The sequence below is a fragment of the Paenirhizobium selenitireducens ATCC BAA-1503 genome, from assembly GCF_900492185.1.
Taxonomy (GTDB): domain Bacteria; phylum Pseudomonadota; class Alphaproteobacteria; order Rhizobiales; family Rhizobiaceae; genus Allorhizobium; species Allorhizobium selenitireducens_A.
The window spans coordinates 1-14,820 of the sequence record NZ_UEYP01000024.1 but is presented as its reverse complement, the minus strand read 5'-3'; the positions used below and the strand labels follow the sequence as shown (position 1 = coordinate 14,820).

The window sequence follows — 14,820 nt, the reverse complement described above, 5'->3', positions numbered from 1 at the left end:
AATGTTTTTTTTTTCAAGCAGAAGACGGCATACGAGATGACGTCGAGTCTCGTGGGCTCGGAGATGTGTATAAGAGACAGGATTATTTTCCTTGTGGAGGACTGGACGCGACGCAGCCGACGACGCCCATCCCCGATCGGCCTCGCCCCCTCCTCACGGGATCAGCGTCTTCTCCTTGCGCACCTTCAAGCCCATGGAGAGCCGGGCGCAGGCCGGCAGGGTCTCCCCCTCCAGCACAGCCACGACGGAGCGGCCGGCCTTTGGATCGCAGAATAGTTCGACCACGCCGTCCGGCAGGCAGCGGATCACCCGCTCACGGCCGTCCATGGTGCGGCGAACGATGAAATCGCGGCGGCGCTTGAAGTCCGGCGTGGTGTCGGAAAAGGCTCTTTCGCATTCGCTGAGCGAGGTCGCCGCCTTCTCGTAAAAGGTCGGTTCACCGGCCAAAGCCAGCGCCGGCAGGCCAAGAAGCCCAAGCGAAATCAACATCAGTTTACGCATCGAAAGACCTCCGGGGGGATTCGTCGAACCCCAGTCTAGCGCCCGGGGCCTCGGCGCGAAACCGCCAAATCCGGACCGATCGACGGCCCGCGCGGCGCCGCCCGATCCCCCCCGCAAACGGGGGAGACATTCTGGCGAGCGCCCAAGGGAAAAAGGCGTCCCGTTATTCGGCGCCGCCGCCATACTGTTCCCAGGCGGCCATGGCATGCGCCGCATACATCAGCGACGGGCCGCCGCCCATGTAGATCGCCATGCCCAGCGTTTCCTGGAATTCGGCGCGGCTGCAGCCGAGCTTGACCAGGGCTTCGGTGTGGAAGCCGATGCAGCCGTCGCAACGGGTGGCAATGGCGATGCCGAGCGCCACCAGTTCCTTGGTCTTCTTGTCGAGCGCACCATCCTTGGTGGCCGCCTGCGCCATGGCGGAAAATCCGGCCATCACCTCGGGAATATCCCGGCGCAACGTCTTGGAATGCGCGGAAATGTCCTTTGTGATGTCGGGGTAGAATTTTGCGGTCATGGTTGGCCTCTTGCTTGAAAAAATAGGATGATTGCTATCTATCGCGCTGATCTCCACGCGGCCTTGCGTTAAATCAAGTCTGGCGCGGTTCCGGCGAAACTCCGCAAGGCTATCCGCCGCTTCATGAAGCCTCGATGAAACGGCCAGATCGACGGGGCCGGGCAACCTGCATCCTCTGCAGGACCGGGCCTGCGGAGGCGGACGGCACGCCCCGCGACCTCAGCACCACGTTGCCACCCCGATTAACGCTCCGTCGAGAACGGTCGCCGGAGATCGCCGCCCGGCCCCACGCTTTCCCAACAAAAAACGGCGGCCGGAAATCGCTCCCCGGCCCTGTTCTTTCCCAATAAGAACGACGGCTGGAGATCGCTCCCCGGCCCTGTTCTTTCCCAATAAAAAACGGCGGCCGCGGATCGCTCCCCGGCCGCCGGCCCCTTACCCCCCAGGGCCCCACGCCGTCAGGCGCTTTTCCGGACCGGCGTATAGCCGGCCTCGCGTATCGCTTCCTCGGCCTTCGCCGCATCGCCCTCGACCGCCACTTCGTGCGCCTTGAGGTCGATCCTCACCGGTGCACCCGGCAGCGCCTCATTGAGCGCCTTGGTGATCGCCTTCTCGCAGTGGCCGCAGGTCATGTCCTCGACCTGAAACAATTGGGTCACGCTCATTCCTTGTCCTTTCCTGGCAGACGTTCGCGTCACCCCCTTCATGCACCTTCCCACCAAGGGAAGGTCAAGGGGTAAAACGCACGGCCCGCTCAAGCCCGGCCCGCCAGCCGCGCCACGGACCGGCGCGGCGAAGGCTGCGGCTCCCGCGCCGTCTTGCCACCGGACAGATCGGCGAGAATCGGGCAATTCGGGCGATCGTCGCCATGGCAACAGTCGGCCAATTGCTTCAGCGTCGCCACCATGGCCTGCATGCCGGCGATCTTCTCCTCCAGTTCGCCGACATGGTCGAGCGCCAGCCGCTTCACCTCGGCGCTGGTGCGGTCCTTGTCGGCCCAGAGCTTCAAGAGCTGCTCGGTCTCCTCCAGCGAAAAGCCGAGCGATCGGGCGCGCCGCACGAAGCGCAGGCGGTGCACCTCGTCTTCGCCATAGACGCGGTAATTGCTCGGCGTCCGATGCGCCGGGCGCACCAGGCCGATCTCCTCGTAATAGCGGATCATCTTCGCCGAAACGCCCGAGGCCTCCGCTGCCTCACCGATGTTCATGCCGTCGATCCTCATTGCCCCTGGCCGCCTGCAAGATCGGTGACCCGTGCCGCCTTGAGCCTCAGTGCATTGGTCAGCACGAAGACGCTCGAAAGACCCATGGCGCCCGCCCCGACCATGGGCGACAGCAACACGCCGAAATTCGGGTAAAGGATGCCCGCGGCAACCGGGATCAGCAAGACGTTGTAGCCGAATGCCCAAAAAAGGTTCTGGCCGATATTGCGGATCACTGCGCGGCTGAGCTCGATCGCGTGCAGCGCCGAGCCGAGATCGCCGCCGACCAGCACCACGTCGGCGCTTTCGATCGCCACGTCGGTACCGGTGCCGATGGCAATGCCGGTATCGGCGGTGGCGAGTGCGGGCGCGTCGTTGATGCCGTCGCCGATAAAGGCGACCTTGCGGCCCTTTTCCTTCAGCGCGTTGATCACTGCCACCTTGCCGTCCGGAAGCACCTCGGCCACGACTTCGTCAATGCCGGTCGCCCGGCCGATAGCTTGCGCCGTCGCGCGGTTGTCGCCGGTCACCATGACCACGGAAAGACCCAGATCCTTCAAGGCCTTGATCGCCGCGATACTGGTCTCCTTCAGCGGATCGGAGACGGCGAGAGCGGCTGCGAGCTTGCCGTCGATCGCCACGTAGAGCGGCGTCTTGCCCTCGCCCGCCAGCCGCCTCGCCACCGTGGCAAAGGGCGAAACGTCGAGCCCGAGCCGGGCCATGTAGCGGTCGGCGCCAGCCGCAACCGTGCGGCCCGAGACCATGCCGGTGATGCCATAGCCTGCCACTGCCTCGACACCCTCGGCCGTGGCTATGGCCAGCCCGCGGGCTTCGGCACCCTTGACGATCGCCTCGCCGACCGGGTGCTCGGAGCGCGCCTCCAGGCTCGCCGCCAGCGCCAGCACCTCGGCCTCGGCAAAACCGTCGGTCACCGCGACGTCGGTCAGTTCCGGCCGGCCCTTGGTGATCGTGCCGGTCTTGTCCATCACCACGGTATCGACGTCGCGCAGCGTCTGCAGAGCCTCGCCCTTGCGAAACAGCACGCCGAGTTCGGCGGCCCTGCCCGTTCCGACCATGATCGATGTCGGAGTGGCAAGCCCCATGGCGCAGGGGCAGGCGATGATCAGCACGGCCACCGCGTTGACGAGACCATAGGTATAGGCCGGGTCCGGCCCAAGGAAGAGCCAGATCAGGAAGGTGACCGCGGCCACCGCCATGACCGCCGGCACGAACCAGGCCGTCACCCTGTCGACCATCATCTGGATCGGCAGCTTGGCCCCTTGCGCCTCGCCGACCATGCGGATGATCTGCGAGAGCATCATGTCGGCGCCGACCTTGTCGGCCCGGAAGCGGAACGAACCCTTGCCGTTGATCGTGCCGCCGATGACGATCCCGCCTTCGCCCTTCTCTACCGGCAGCGGCTCGCCGGAAATCATCGCCTCGTCGACATGCGAGGCGCCGTCGATCACGGTTCCATCGACCGGAATGCGCTCGCCCGGACGGATCACCACGACATCGCCGACGACCACGTCGGCGGCGGCAATGTCCAGCGTCTGCCCGTCGCGTTCGACGCGGGCGGTCTTTGCCTGCAGCCCGGCGAGCTTCTTGATCGCCGCCCCGGTGCGCCCCTTGGCGCGGGCCTCCAGGAGCCGGCCAAGCAGGATCAGCGTGACGATGACGGTCGCGGCTTCGTAATAGACATAGCGCGCCTCGGCCGGCAGCACGGCCGGCGCAAAGGTCGTCGCCAGCGAATAGAGATAGGCGGCGCCGGTGCCGATCGCCACCAGCGAGTTCATGTCCGGCCCGCCGCGCAGGAGCGCCGGCACACCCTTGATGAAGAAGCGTCGGCCGGGACCGGCGAGCACCGCGGTCGCCAGCGCGAACTGGATATAATTCAACAGGTTGCCGGGGAAGAGACCCATCAGCGTGTGATGCAGCGGCGGATAGAGATGGCTTCCCATCTCCATGACGAAGAGCGGCAGCGTCAGAACCAGCGCGATCCAGAAATCGCGCGCCAGCCGTCCGATCTCGCGTTCCTTGGCCTCCTCGTGCGCGTCCGTCTCGCCGGCCTCAGCCTCCAGCTTCGCCTTGTAGCCGGCCTTCTCGACCGCCTTGACCATGGCCGGCACGGCCGCCTTGCCGCCGAGTGCCGTCACCACCGCCTTGGCGGTGGCGAGATTGACCGAGGCGGTCTCGACCGCGGGCACCGACTTCAGCGCCTTTTCCACCCGCGCCACGCAGGAGGCGCAGGTCATGTCCTCGATGTCGAGGATCACGGTTTCGGCCTTCGCCTCATAGCCGGCATCCTTCACGGCCTTGACCAGCGCTTGCGCCGAGAAACCCGCCCCCGGCGTCACCGTCAGCGTTTCGGTGGCGAAGTTCACCGCACTCGCCTCGACGCCCGCCACCTTGGCCGCGGCCTTTTCCACCCGCTTGACGCAGGAGGCGCAGGTCATGCCCTCGACCGGCAGGATGATCGGCTGGAGCGCCGGGGTTTGCGGCGGATTGATCTTTACCTGTTCGTTCATCTCATCACCTCTCGCCCGTGCCGGGCCTTGCCCCGAATATAGGTCGCAAGAACCGCCAAGACACGGAAATATCCCATCAGCCCATACCCCGAAATCCTTCCGCGGCGGGCCACTGCTCCCTAGATGCACCTTCCCATCATGGGAGGGTCAAGGGGCTGGGTGGGGTTTTGTCGAGATACTTGTCCCTAGGCTCGATCATCGGCCGAGCCAGGCGGCCAGCGTTGGGCCCCGTGAAGGACGCGAAGGATACGAATTCGATCCGGCAACACGGCATAGATTGCGATGTATGGCATACCCGCAATGACGAGTTCCCGCGTTCCCTCGACCCGTCCTGGTCGGCCGCTTTCGGGAAAATCCTTCAATTGGTGAAGAGCGGAAGCGTTCTTCTCGTCGACAGCGATGGCGGCACGCGGATTGTCCGCCTCGATATGATCGAAGATCAAGGTCCGGTCAGCCAAGGCCTAAGCCGACCAGACGAGTTTCACGATGCACCGCCGCCAAGTTTGTCCCGGGCCGACGCGCGGCGCTGGGCAAAACGTGCGGCGACCTCGTCATCCGCGACGTCCGGCCGTTCGTCCCGGATGGCTCGCAGAACCTTCTCGCGGAACCAGGCATCATGCTCCGCATCGTCGGCAATGAGTTCGATCGGCAAAACCCCTTCGTTGGCGGTCCGCGTCAACAGGATGCGTACGGCATCGGAAACGGTAAGCCCCATGCGCTCCAGGACGGCCGCCGCCCGATCTCGGACTTCGGCATCGATTCGGGCCTGTACAACGGCGTTGGAAGGCATGGTGTCATCCTCGTTAGCGAGCCACCAATGTAATTCAGGTGAATGACAGAGACAAGTTTCGCTCGCAAGGCAAGCCCCGAGACCATGATGACCGTCACGCGGGCGCTCGCCGTCTTTCTCGGGATTGCCTGACCCGCTGCCTCACCCCCGCGCCACCATGAACCCATCGAAGTAGCCGCCAAGCGCGTCATACGCGTCGAGCGGCAGCACATGCGCCACATACTGGTCCGGCCGGACCACGACCACGCAGCCCCTGTCGCGGTCGATGCCGCGCAGGTCGAAGATGTCGGGGCCGGCCTTGAGGTCGGGGCAGAACATCTTCTCGTAGTCGGTGAGGCCGTAGCGGCCCCTGGCGGGCTTCAGCAGCGCCGGCATGGCGGCGAGGTCAAGGTCGCGGTGGCCCTGTTGGAAGATGGCGCGCAGGTCGATGACGGAATCGATGTCGGCGCCGGCCGGGGTGTAACGGCGGATCGGCGAGCGGTCGGAGGTCCCGAGGAAATCGCAGAGCGCGCGGATCGCTGAGCCAGATGCTGCCGGGTCCTGTCGGTCGGCAAAGGCATAGAGCCGGAACCGGCCGTCGGCGAGGCCGATATGGCCGAGGTGAACCGGCCTGGCATCGGCAAGGCGAATGACCGGGGCGGAATGGAAGCGCATGCCGATCTCAAAGCCTGGCGCAAGGGATTGGTGGGTCGCTTCGCCCTGGATCATCGAGGACCGGTAGCGCGTCGCGGTGCCGGCGGTGAACCGGCCCTGCTTGACGAAATAGCGCTGGAATTCGGCCGGGTCGACCGCATCGGCGCCGGCGCCTTCCGTGCCCTTCGGCGGGGCGGAGAACATCTTGGCGAATTCGCGGTCGAAGTCGATCAGTTCCTTGGCGATCGCCTGGCGCTCGGCCGAATAGGTGTCGAGCAACGCCGGGTCGCTTCGCCCCGCCAGCACCGCCGCCAGCTTCCAGCCGAGATTGAAGGTGTCCTGCATCGACACGTTCATCCCCTGCCCGGCCTTGGGGCTGTGGGTATGGCAGGCATCGCCGGCGATGAAGACGCGCGGCAGGCGGCGGCCCACCTCCGCCTCGGCCACGTCGTCGAAGCGGTCGGTCAGCCGCTGGCCGATTTCGTAGACCGACCACCAGGCGATCTCCTTCACGTCGAGCGTATAGGGATGGAGGATGCGCTTGGCCGCCGCCACCAGCTGGTCCGCGGTGATGGCGCGATTGGAGACGCGTTCGTCGGCCTTCAGCTTGTCGAGCTCGATATAGAGCCGCACGAGATAGCCGCCCTCGCGCGGGATGATGAGGATATTGCCTTCATTGGCCGAATGGATCGCGGCCTTCAGCCTGATGTCGGGAAAGTCGGTGACGGCGAGAACGTCCATGACGCCCCAGGCCTGGTTGGCGGAATCGCCCTTCAATTCGCGGCCGATCGCCTTGCGCACGGCGCTGCGGGCGCCGTCGCAGCCGACCACGTAACGCGCCTTCACCGTCTCCGCCTCGCCCTCATGGCCGGCATCGAGCCGTTCGAGCCGGACGGTCACCGAATGGCCCGAGCCGTCCGATTGATCGATGGTCAGATCAACAAGACGGCGGGCATAATCCGGCTCCAGCCGGTGCGGCGCGTGGCGCATGACGTCGAGATAGAAGTCGTGGACGCGGGCCTGGTTGAGGATCACATGGGGAAATTCCGACAGACTGTCCTCGGTGTCCTGGATCCGGCCGTGGCGGACGATGGTCTTCCGGCCCTCATCGTCCGGCTTCCAGAAGGTCGTCTCGTTGACGAAATAGGCTTCCCTCAACACCCGGTCGGCAAAACCGAAGGCGTTGAACATTTCCATCGTCCGGCAGGCGATGCCGTCGGCCTGGCCAAGCGTGATCGGACCGGCGCGCTGCTCGACGATACGCACCGAAATGTCGGGGAAGGCACAGAGCTGGGCGGCGAGCGTCAGCCCGGCCGGCCCCGTGCCGACGATCAGCACGTCGACCGCGCCGGCGGGGGTGGCGCTTGGCGCGCTTTCGAGCGGCTCGGCAATCGCCGGATCGCCGGTGCGGAAACCGTCTTGATGAAACTGCATGGTGTCTCTCCTCCCTTGATCCCCGACAGGCCGACATATGCGGCCCTCCGGCCGTCGCGCCCGAATGCGCTTGATCCACCCTCCCGGCGGATCGAATAATTACGTAGTATACTTCTTATTGTGGCTTGTCAATCGGCGGGATCGCTCCGCCGCCATTGCCAGCGCGCCCCCGCCAGCCTTGCGAAAGCTTTGCCCGCTAAACAAGGAGAGCCTGATTCATCCCGGTCGCGAGGACGCCTGCGTGAACATCAATGCCCACATCGACGGTTCGCTCGAAATCATCGCTTTTAGGCTGAACGACCAGTCCTTCTGCGTCAAGACACGCTCGATCCGCGAGATCCGCGGCTGGGTGCCGGTCACGCCGATGCCGCATGCGCCCTATGAGGTGCTCGGCGTCATCAACCTGCGCGGCATGGTCATCCCGGTCATCGATCTCGCCGCCAAGCTCGGCATGGCCGGCACGGAAGCCTCCGAGCGCAGCGCCATCATCGTCACCGACGTCAACGGCATGACCATGGGCCTGCTGGTCGAGGGTGTCTCCGACATCCTCACCGTGCCCGCGACCAGCCTGCAGCCGGTGCCGTCCAATGCCGGACAGGCGACGCAATTCGTCGAGGGCATCCTTACCCACCAGGACCAGATGATCTGCTTCCTCAACCTGGAGGAACTGTTTTCCGCCGGCGGCCTGAGTGTCGGCGGCGGTGGTGGTGGCGCCGGTCCGGGCTGGGAGGAGTTCTGACGGGGTGAAGGCGTTCCGCGTGGCCCTGGTGCAAGCCCGCCCCTCTGCCCCCCTGAGTCTGTCGAAGGGCAGGCATCCGGAACCCCGGAATGACATGATGGGTCTGGACTTGCATTTATATCTCTGAATATATATTTTGAGGCTCAAATGAAATACAGGGTGCGATTTCATCCCGAATTCGTTCCGGAATGGAAAGCCCTGCATATTGGCCTCAAAGAGCTTGTCGGCGAAGTGCTTGACCATCTCGAAGATGACGGCCCCTTTCTGGGCCGTCCCGAGGTAGATACGCTTTCCGGCTCTATTCACGCGAACATGAAGGAGATCCGGGTCAGGTTCGCAAAACAGGTCTGGCGCTTTGCCTTTGCCTTCGACCCGACTCAAAGCGCTATCATCCTGTGCGGCGGGGAAAAGCAGGGAAAGAGCCAGGCCCTCTTCTACAAGCACCTGGTCGCCAGGGCCGATGCCAGGTTTTCTGCCTGGCTGGAGGAGACGAAATGAGTACCGAGTGGAAAACCCTTCGCGCCGAACTTCCGGAAGAGGTGCGTGACCGACTCGACGCAAAACGGCGTGAACGTCGGCTCGGCAAGGCTCTCGCCGAGGTGCGCAAGACGATGCAGGCCACCCAGCAGGACGTCGCCACGCGCGCCGGGATGACGCAGAACACCGTATCGAAGATCGAGAATGCCGATGACGTGCTGCTGTCTTCGGTCGTGCGCTACATGCACTCCATCGGCGGCGGCGTCGAACTGGTTCTGAAAACGCCCGACGGAAAGGCCACGCGTGTCGATTTTGATCCGGAAATCTATGTGAAACAGAGCGGCTAACGGGTGGCGAAGCCTCTGCCCTCTCCCGCCCGGCCCAGTGCAAGCCTGCCCACTCTGCCCCCTGAGCCCGTCGGAGGGCGGGCATCTCCTCAACAAGGCTGGCCCCGCTCTAGTCTCCCCCCTTGTGGGGAAGATGTGCGGCAGGACAGAGAGGGCCCAAAAAGCGCCGACGGCAAACGGAGATCGCCCTCGCCCTCGCTTCCTGCAAGCCAGGTCAGAATCGGGAGCTAGCCCCCTACTCCGCCTTTCCCCCCACCGTCAGCGGCCAGTCCACCACATAATCCTCGAAGTCGTCGACCGGCACGTCGTCCTCGCTGACCGTGCGGCCCCGCGCCGAGATGCCGGCCTGATGCACCGTCTCGGGGTCGCCGGAGACGAGGTAGTGCCACCAGTAGAGGTCGCGGCCCTCGTCGACGAGGCGATAGGCGCAGGTGGGGGGCAGCCAGCCGATCTCGTCGACGCCCTCGACGGTGAGCTGGATGCAGTCCGGCACCGTCGCCTGGCGGTTCTCGTAGTCCTTGCAGCGACAGCTTTCCCCGTCGAGCAGGCGACAGGCGACCGAGGTGAACACCACCTCGCCGGTGTCCCAGTCCTCGAGCTTGTTGAGACAGCACAGGCCGCAGCCGTCGCACAGAGCCTCCCATTCGGTCGGGCTCATCTCGGCGAGCGTCTTGGTCTTCCAATAGGGCAGATCGGTCATCCGTCGTCACCGGCTTGTCCGCCGGGCCATCCGCTTCGGCCTGCCGTTCACGTCCGGCGGCTCGCTTTTCGCTTGTCCTTTGCCGGCAAATCGACAATCTATCAGCATATCGAAAGAAATGCCGCATTGCCGGCGCAAGGCTTGCTCTTGAGCCTTGCCGGCGGCCGCGTCAAGGGTGGCAACCCGCCTCGCCAAGGGATTGCCCAGGGATTGTTTGCAAGTGACCGAGGATCGCACGCCGGAAGAGAAAAAGCCGAAGCTCAAGCGCCACATCCTGCTTCGGATCGACAGCTGGATCGATTCGACGCTGTGGAATGCCGGCTTTACGCTCTCGGAGATCTGGGAGGAGATCACCATCTTCTTCCGCCGCTTTCGCGCGCGCGGCTGGAAGAAGCTGTTCTTCGAAGTGCTCGGCGAAACCATGACGCTCGGCACCGCCGGCGCGGTTCTGATGCTGGCGCTCGCCCAGCCGGCCTTCGAGGAGACCAAGAAGGACTGGCGCAATCAAGGCGACTTCGCCGTCACCTTTCTCGACCGCTACGGCAACCTGATCGGCCATCGCGGCATCATCCACGAGAATTCCGTGCCGATCGACGAACTGCCCGACCACCTGATCAAGGCGGTGCTGGCGACCGAGGACCGGCGCTTCTTCGAGCATTTCGGCATCGACTTCCTCGGCCTGGCGCGCGCCATGAGCGAAAATGCCAAGGCCGGATCGGTGGTCCAGGGCGGCTCGACGCTGACCCAGCAGCTGGCCAAGAACCTGTTCCTCACCAATGAGCGGTCGATCGAGCGCAAGATCAAGGAAGCCTATCTGGCGCTGTGGCTGGAAGCCAATCTGACGAAGAAGGAGATCCTGTCGCTCTATCTCGACCGCGCCTATATGGGCGGTGGCACGTTCGGGGCGGCGGCCGCCTCGCAATTCTATTTCGGCAAGCCGCTGACCGAGGTCAATCTCGCGGAATCCGCCATGCTGGCCGGCCTGTTCAAGGCGCCGGCGAAATATGCGCCGCATGTCAACCTGCCGGCGGCACGCGCGCGCGCCAATGTGGTGCTGACCAACCTGGTGCAGGGCGGGCTGATGACCGAGGGCCAGGTGATCGCCGCAAGGCGCAATCCGGCCTCCGTCATCGACCGCGACGAGGTGGAGGCGCCCGATCACTTCCTCGACTGGGCCTTCGAGGAGGTGCAGAAGATCGCCGCGAAATACCGCGACCATACGCTGGTGGTGCGCACGACGATCGACATCGGCCTGCAGAAGGCGGCGGAAGAGGCGGTGGCGGCCAACCTGCGCGAATATGGCGAGAGCTACCACGTCAAGCAGGCCGCGCTGGTTCTGATCGAGAACGGCGGGGCGGTGCGCGCCATGGTCGGCGGGCGCGACTATGGCGAAAGCCAGTTCAACCGCGCCTCGCGGGCGCTGCGACAGCCGGGCTCGTCGTTCAAGGTCTATACCTATGCGCTGGCGATGGAGAAGGGCATGACGCCGGATACGCCGATCGTCGACGCGCCGATCTCCTGGGGCAATTGGAGCCCGGGCAATTACGGCAATTCCTATGCCGGCCGGGTCGACATCAAGACGGCGCTGGCAAAATCGATCAACACCATTCCGGTCCGCCTCGCCAAGGAAAAGCTCGGGCCCAACGCCATCGAGCAGATCATGGCGGAGGCGAAGAAATTCGGCGTCGAGACGCCGATCCGCAAGGACGTGACCATCCCGATCGGCACGTCGGAGGTGACCGTACTCGACCAGGCGACGGCCTACGCGGTGTTTCCGGCCGGCGGCTACCAGTCGCGTCGCCACGGGATTGCGCAGATCATGAACTATGCCGGCGACGTGCTCTACGACTTCGAGCGTGACGCCCCGCCGGCGGAGCGCGTGCTGTCGGAAACGGCCGCCGCCTACATGAACCAGATGCTGACCCGCGTGCCTTACGTCGGCACGGCGCGGCGCGCCTCGGTCGACGGGGTCCTGACCGCCGGCAAGACCGGCACGACCCAGGCCTATCGCGACGCCTGGTTCTGCGGCTATACCGGCAATTACACGGCCGCCGTGTGGTTCGGCAATGACGACTATACCTCGACCAACAACATGACCGGCGGCTCGCTGCCGGCGATGACCTTCAAGACGCTGATGGACTATGCCCACCAGGGAATCGACCTGCGCCCCATTCCGGGCGTGGAAACCCCGGCGCCGGAAGCCGAAAAGGCGATCGCCGCGGCCAAGACGGCCAAGCCTGCCGCCGGCGCCGACGCTGTCGCGCCGATGGTCAGGGCCCGTTCGCTGTCGTCCGAGACGACCCGGATGATCCGCGACATCGCGCGGCGGCTGAAGGAGGCCAAGCCGCTGGCGCTCGACCCGGACACGGTGGCGAGCATAGACTGACGGCCGGCGGCCAGATTTCGCACCCGTTTGCTTACCCGCGGTTAACCGCGCCGGCCGGTCGTCGTGGGCAAGGGCCGGGAACCCGCCTATTTTAGCGGGGAATCAACTGACGGCATGATCCATACCGCCGCGCCAACCCCTGTTCCCATTGCCCCGCTCAATGACCACAGCACGACGCATCCATCCCTGGCTCGGCCTCGCCGCGCTGCCGCGCCTGAGCGCCTCGCAGGCCGACGCCTATCAGCGCTCGCGCACGGCGGAGCGGCGGCGCACGCTGTCGGGCCTGACCGTGACGCTGGCCTTCCTCTACCTGCTCTATGCGGCGGTCGACGTGCTGATCCTCGGGGATGTGGTGCTGCTGTCGCTTGGCCTGCGCTTCGGCCTTATCCTGCCGCTGGCGCTTGTGCTGTTCTGGTACCAGGCGGCGCCGGCCCGGCCGATCCGGGCCAAGGAGATCGCCACGCTGGCGGTCGTGATTGCCGGCAACCTGGCCTGGTGCATCATTCTTGCCGCCAGCGAAAATGTGGCGGTGCTCAACTATTACTACGCGGCCGTGGTTTTCCAGATGGTGGTGACGATCGCCCTTCGGCCGGGCTTCGACCTGGCCTTTCAGGCAAGCCTTGTCGTGGCGGCGATCAACTACGGATTCATCGGTTTCATCGAAGGCGTGACGCCGGGCTATGTCGCCTATCACCTGGCGATCTACGTGCCCTGTTTCGTGCTGACGCTGATCGGCGCGCACCAGCTGGAAAGCGAGCGACAGCGCGCCTTCCTGCAATTGCATGAAAACGAGACGCTGAAGCGGGAGCTGTCGAAGCAGAACGACGCGCTGCTGCGCCTGTCGTCGACCGATCCGCTGACCCAATTGCCCAACCGGCGCGGCACCGAGGCCGAGATCGCAAGGCTGCGGCGGGTGATGCAGCCGCACGATCTGGAGACCACCGCCCTCCTCGTCATCGACATCGACCACTTCAAGGCCTTCAACGACGCCTATGGCCACGGCGCGGGCGACGAATGCCTGAAACAGGTGGCAGAGGCCATGCGTCGGGAGCTGCCCGGCGACGTCCATCTGGCACGCCTGGGCGGCGAGGAATTCCTCGCGGTCATGCCGGTCGCCGAAACGGCCCACGCCGTCCTGCTGGCCGAACTGCTGCGCGGCGCGGTCTCGGCGCTGGCCATTGCCCACGACCATACCGGCGACGACAACCGCCATGTCACCGTCAGCATCGGCGCCGCCTGCGGCTCGATCGCCACCGATCCAAGCCTGGCACGCCTGTTCGAGGCGGCCGACGCGGCGCTCTATGCCGCCAAGGCCGAGGGTCGCAACGCCTGGCGGGTCGCCGATCACCTGGCCGATCCCCTGGCCGGCACGGCGGCAGGCGAGCGGGACCTCGACCGGCCGGCGACCAACGCCGCGGCCTGAGGGCGGACACGCGTCAAGGCACACGCTGCTCGGTCGCCGTCACGGCCCTTAGGCGTTGAGCGTGATTGATCGACGAGCGGAAAGCCCGTGAACCCAAAGTCGTGTGGCGGTTTTCGCTGCTATTGCGTGGCGACCGGCGCATCCGCCGGCAAGCGCGACTGCTTGAGCAGCACGACATCCTTTTCAGCCGCCTCCTCGTCGATCACGACGCTCGCGGTCGTCATCGACCGGTCGACATCCACGGCGGCCGAGGTCTTGTAAGCGCTGCAATCGGCAAAGGCGAGACCGGCCGGCAGCAACAGAAATGCGGCACTTGCGGCAAGGGTCTTCATGGCTCATTCCTCCTTCTAGATCGAATAGTCAGCTACTTAAACACTCCCTCCGGATTGCCTCCGGAGCTTTTCGCCAAATTTCTACGAGCCTATCCGAGACAGCCATTTGTTGCTCTATGAACGAAGAACCTTGGGCCTCCATAGCCCCAGCATAATGGACCAGGTCCTGAAACGTCTCCCGTTCGCAAAGCACCCCCATCAAAAAGATGCGGGGAACGCCGTTTCGCATCGCATTACGTTGGATACCGTCCACAAAAATCCTATTGTCGCTCCTATCCCCAGCCCAAGACGGAACTAGCTTCATTCCCGAAGACAATGCCTTTAAAGCTAGACGCTGATTGGCCTCAAACACATCTGACTTGGATTTTATGTAAAGCCTAAAAATCGCATAAGACACGTATGCGACTAAAGACATCCCAAAAGTCGGCCAAGCCAGGAATAGAGCCAATAGAAATAAGATAACCAATTCTGCACCCCAATATTAATTTTCTTGTTGTAGCCGAGACATGGGAGCTTCAACAAACTTTGTTTTCGGCCAAACGAAAGCCAGCGACCGTACCGCGCCCACGCAATAGTTCAGGCTCACCCGGATTCGACGGCATCGGATGGGTGATAGCCCCCCCCCCAGGAACCTGTCGCATCGTTTCACTTCCGTGAGCACTTCATAGGGAAGTTCGACTAGCTTGAACGAAAATAGCACGATCTTGAGGATCTGCTAAATCACGATTTCGAGGGTGCATGGCGGGACCGGGAGAGGGTCGCCGGCTGGGCAGGATAGGGCCAGCCCTCCCCCCCCCCCCCCCCCCGCCGGC

The 14,820-nt window shown here is 64.5% G+C and carries 15 protein-coding genes; 5 read left to right on the top strand and 10 right to left on the bottom strand.

Translation table 11 applies throughout. The features are described from left to right. Positions 1-153 precede the first annotated feature (153 nt). The 8 genes from RHIZ70P_RS21705 to RHIZ70P_RS21670 all read right to left on the bottom strand — a co-directional run bounded on the left by RHIZ70P_RS21705 (position 154) and on the right by RHIZ70P_RS21670 (position 7,604). Entirely contained in the window at positions 154-501 is a 348-nt protein-coding gene (locus RHIZ70P_RS21705; RefSeq protein WP_147294042.1) for a hypothetical protein, read from the bottom strand. A 163-nt stretch (positions 502-664) separates the two neighbouring features. Beyond that, complete coding sequence (locus tag RHIZ70P_RS21700; protein ID WP_115672657.1) at positions 665-1,018, bottom strand: carboxymuconolactone decarboxylase family protein; 354 nt, start codon at positions 1,016-1,018, stop codon at positions 665-667. Positions 1,019-1,476: 458 nt separating this feature from the next. Continuing rightward, on the bottom strand, positions 1,477-1,683 hold the full coding sequence (locus tag RHIZ70P_RS21695) for a heavy-metal-associated domain-containing protein (RefSeq protein ID WP_115672655.1): 207 nt from the start codon (positions 1,681-1,683) through the stop codon (positions 1,477-1,479). An 89-nt stretch (positions 1,684-1,772) separates the two neighbouring features. Then, entirely contained in the window at positions 1,773-2,225 is a 453-nt protein-coding gene (gene cueR / locus RHIZ70P_RS21690; protein ID WP_115672663.1) for a Cu(I)-responsive transcriptional regulator, read from the bottom strand. A gap of 11 nt (positions 2,226-2,236) precedes the next feature. After that, positions 2,237-4,747 carry a heavy metal translocating P-type ATPase gene (locus tag RHIZ70P_RS21685; protein WP_115672654.1) on the bottom strand — a complete coding sequence of 837 codons (2,511 nt, stop codon included), beginning with the start codon at positions 4,745-4,747 and terminating at the stop codon, positions 2,237-2,239. Positions 4,748-4,932: 185 nt separating this feature from the next. Beyond that, the gene (locus tag RHIZ70P_RS21680) at positions 4,933-5,205 is read right to left on the bottom strand and encodes a type II toxin-antitoxin system RelE/ParE family toxin (RefSeq protein WP_235842311.1); all 273 of its coding nucleotides are present in this window, start codon (positions 5,203-5,205) and stop codon (positions 4,933-4,935) included. 23 nt (positions 5,206-5,228) lie between these two features. Continuing rightward, entirely contained in the window at positions 5,229-5,537 is a 309-nt protein-coding gene (locus RHIZ70P_RS21675) for a type II toxin-antitoxin system RelB/DinJ family antitoxin (protein ID WP_115672652.1), read from the bottom strand. 141 nt (positions 5,538-5,678) lie between these two features. After that, positions 5,679-7,604 carry an FAD-binding monooxygenase gene (locus RHIZ70P_RS21670; protein WP_115672650.1) on the bottom strand — a complete coding sequence of 642 codons (1,926 nt, stop codon included), beginning with the start codon at positions 7,602-7,604 and terminating at the stop codon, positions 5,679-5,681. A gap of 241 nt (positions 7,605-7,845) precedes the next feature. On the opposite strand from RHIZ70P_RS21670, the gene RHIZ70P_RS21665 reads away from it, so the two are divergent. From RHIZ70P_RS21665 to RHIZ70P_RS21655, 3 genes are all read left to right on the top strand, one after another. After that, positions 7,846-8,343 (top strand): chemotaxis protein CheW, encoded by a 498-nt coding sequence (locus RHIZ70P_RS21665; protein WP_235842310.1) that lies wholly within the window; start codon positions 7,846-7,848, stop codon positions 8,341-8,343. A 147-nt stretch (positions 8,344-8,490) separates the two neighbouring features. Then, a complete protein-coding gene (locus RHIZ70P_RS21660; RefSeq protein ID WP_115672646.1) occupies positions 8,491-8,841 on the top strand; it encodes a type II toxin-antitoxin system RelE/ParE family toxin in 351 nt (116 codons plus the stop codon). Further along, complete coding sequence (locus RHIZ70P_RS21655; protein WP_115672644.1) at positions 8,838-9,167, top strand: helix-turn-helix domain-containing protein; 330 nt, start codon at positions 8,838-8,840, stop codon at positions 9,165-9,167. Before RHIZ70P_RS21660 ends, RHIZ70P_RS21655 begins: the two co-directional genes overlap by 4 nt. A 235-nt stretch (positions 9,168-9,402) precedes the next feature. On the opposite strand, the gene RHIZ70P_RS21650 is transcribed toward RHIZ70P_RS21655, so the two are convergent. Then, complete coding sequence (locus RHIZ70P_RS21650; protein ID WP_115672643.1) at positions 9,403-9,867, bottom strand: YcgN family cysteine cluster protein; 465 nt, start codon at positions 9,865-9,867, stop codon at positions 9,403-9,405. Positions 9,868-10,087: 220 nt separating this feature from the next. Between RHIZ70P_RS21650 and RHIZ70P_RS21645 the strand changes: the two genes are divergently transcribed. Both RHIZ70P_RS21645 and RHIZ70P_RS21640 read left to right on the top strand, forming a co-directional pair. Then, entirely contained in the window at positions 10,088-12,253 is a 2,166-nt protein-coding gene (locus tag RHIZ70P_RS21645) for a transglycosylase domain-containing protein (protein ID WP_181904103.1), read from the top strand. Positions 12,254-12,413: 160 nt separating this feature from the next. Continuing rightward, positions 12,414-13,676: a diguanylate cyclase gene (locus RHIZ70P_RS21640; protein ID WP_115672641.1), complete on the top strand. Its 1,263-nt coding sequence runs from the start codon at positions 12,414-12,416 to the stop codon at positions 13,674-13,676. A gap of 119 nt (positions 13,677-13,795) precedes the next feature. Here the strand turns inward: RHIZ70P_RS21640 and RHIZ70P_RS21635 are convergent, their stop codons facing one another. Continuing rightward, positions 13,796-14,008 carry a hypothetical protein gene (locus RHIZ70P_RS21635; protein WP_115672640.1) on the bottom strand — a complete coding sequence of 71 codons (213 nt, stop codon included), beginning with the start codon at positions 14,006-14,008 and terminating at the stop codon, positions 13,796-13,798. Between the last annotated feature and the right edge of the window lie 812 nt (positions 14,009-14,820).

Excerpts from the sequence above, each read along its gene's own strand:
- RHIZ70P_RS21705 (WP_147294042.1), bottom strand. The coding sequence starts at position 501 with ATGCGTAAACTGATGTTGATTTCGCTTGGGCTTCTTGGCCTGCCGGCG.
- RHIZ70P_RS21700 (WP_115672657.1), bottom strand. The coding sequence starts at position 1,018 with ATGACCGCAAAATTCTACCCCGACATCACAAAGGACATTTCCGCGCAT.
- RHIZ70P_RS21695 (WP_115672655.1), bottom strand. The coding sequence starts at position 1,683 with ATGAGCGTGACCCAATTGTTTCAGGTCGAGGACATGACCTGCGGCCAC.
- cueR (WP_115672663.1), bottom strand. The coding sequence starts at position 2,225 with ATGAACATCGGTGAGGCAGCGGAGGCCTCGGGCGTTTCGGCGAAGATG.
- RHIZ70P_RS21685 (WP_115672654.1), bottom strand. The coding sequence starts at position 4,747 with ATGAACGAACAGGTAAAGATCAATCCGCCGCAAACCCCGGCGCTCCAG.
- RHIZ70P_RS21675 (WP_115672652.1), bottom strand. The coding sequence starts at position 5,537 with ATGCCTTCCAACGCCGTTGTACAGGCCCGAATCGATGCCGAAGTCCGA.
- RHIZ70P_RS21670 (WP_115672650.1), bottom strand. The coding sequence starts at position 7,604 with ATGCAGTTTCATCAAGACGGTTTCCGCACCGGCGATCCGGCGATTGCC.
- RHIZ70P_RS21660 (WP_115672646.1), top strand. The coding sequence starts at position 8,491 with ATGAAATACAGGGTGCGATTTCATCCCGAATTCGTTCCGGAATGGAAA.
- RHIZ70P_RS21655 (WP_115672644.1), top strand. The coding sequence starts at position 8,838 with ATGAGTACCGAGTGGAAAACCCTTCGCGCCGAACTTCCGGAAGAGGTG.
- RHIZ70P_RS21650 (WP_115672643.1), bottom strand. The coding sequence starts at position 9,867 with ATGACCGATCTGCCCTATTGGAAGACCAAGACGCTCGCCGAGATGAGC.
- RHIZ70P_RS21640 (WP_115672641.1), top strand. The coding sequence starts at position 12,414 with ATGACCACAGCACGACGCATCCATCCCTGGCTCGGCCTCGCCGCGCTG.
- RHIZ70P_RS21635 (WP_115672640.1), bottom strand. The coding sequence starts at position 14,008 with ATGAAGACCCTTGCCGCAAGTGCCGCATTTCTGTTGCTGCCGGCCGGT.